General features: G+C 75.4%; 1 protein-coding gene. It reads left to right on the top strand.

What is annotated here, in order from left to right; all coding sequences use genetic code 11:
* The first annotated feature begins 409 nt into the window (after nucleotides 1-409).
* The gene (locus tag K6I34_RS36925; protein ID WP_229332383.1) at nucleotides 410-1,417 is read left to right on the top strand and encodes a hypothetical protein; all 1,008 of its coding nucleotides are present in this window, start codon (nucleotides 410-412) and stop codon (nucleotides 1,415-1,417) included.
* The last annotated feature ends 22 nt before the right edge of the window (nucleotides 1,418-1,439 follow it).

Here is a 1,439-nt window from a genome sequence, read left to right as displayed (position 1 = left end):
TGGCTGCCCCTGTTGCTCCCGCTGCCGCCGTGCCCGTGGTGGCCGCTACGGCCGCCGACGCGGCTGCCGGTACGCCTGAGGCGAGTGGCGCCGCTGCACCGGCTGTTGCCGCCGCCGATGCGCCCGGTGCGACTGGTGCGGCCGGTTGGTGCTCGGCGGGCGCCGGGGCGGGCGCGGCCTGCGCGGAACCGTCGGGAACTATCACGTGGCCGGTGTCGGCCGGGTTCGCCGTGGCCTGCGCGGGCACGAACGCGACGGCGGGCGCCGCGGCCGCGGCGGGGTCGGCGGCCGCCTCGGTCCCGGGGGCGGCCGCGGGCGTGGCCTGCTGCGGTGCGACGGGCGCGGGCGCGGGCACGGACGTGGGAGCGGGTGCGGGAGCAGGGGCGGGCGCGGCGGCGGCCGGGGCCCGGTGGCGGGTGACATCGCCAAGGTCCGCGGGCTGCCGCGGGTACGGGTGGGCGACCGGCTGGGCGACGAAGGCGGTACGGACCGGGTGCCGTACTTCGCGCCGCCGACGCTGGAGACGGTCGTACGGCCCGTACGCCCCGGCGACGCGGCCCGGCTGCACGCGGCGCTCGCCGCCCTCGCCGACCAGGACCCGCTCATCGGCACCCGCGCGCTGCCGGACGGCGGCGGCACGTCCGTCCTCCTCTACGGCGAGGTGCAGAAGGAGATCATCGCGGCGACGCTCGCCGAGGAGTTCGGCGTCGAGGCGCTCTTCGAGCCGAGCAGCACGGTCCTCCGCGAGCGGCCGGTGGGTACGGGTGAGGCGAGCGAGGCCATCGAGCGGCACGGCGGGCACGCCTTCTGGGCCACGGTCGGCCTGCGGGTCGAGCCGGGCTCGCCCGGCTCGGGCACCGTCTTCCGCCGCGACACCGAACTGGGCGCCCTCCCGCACGCCTTCGACCGTGCCGTCGAGGAGACGGTTCACCGTACCCTCGGTCAGGGCCTGTACGGCTGGCCCGTCACCGACTGCGTCGTCTCTCTGACCCGCTCGGGCTTCTCCAGCGTGATGTCGGTGGCGGCCGACTTCCGCAACCTGACCCCGCTCGTGCTGATGGCCGCCCTGGCGCGGGCGGGTACGCGGGTGTACGAGCCGTGCCACGAGTACGAACTGGAGGTGCCGCTCAATGCTCTGGGTGCGGTGACGGGCGCCCTGGTGACGGCGGGAGCCCAACTCCTCGACACGAGGGTGTCCCCGACGGTGTGCGTCGTCCTGGGCACGATTCCGGCGCGCAATGTCCCTTCTCTGGAGCAACGCTTGCCGGGGCTGACCCGGGGAGAGTCTGTCTGGTGGTCGTCGAACGCGGGCGACCGCCTGTATGCGGGCGCGCCGCCGCTGCGTGAGCGTGCGGATGGCAATCCGCTGAACAGGGCGGAGTATTTGCGGTATGTGGCGGGGGTGGTGCGGGGCTGATCCTGCGTCTTGCGTCTACGGG

Origin of the sequence: Streptomyces sp. UNOC14_S4, from assembly GCF_020740835.1 — a bacterium.
GTDB lineage: Bacteria > Actinomycetota > Actinomycetes > Streptomycetales > Streptomycetaceae > Streptomyces.
This window is presented reverse-complemented; position numbering and strand designations above follow the sequence as displayed.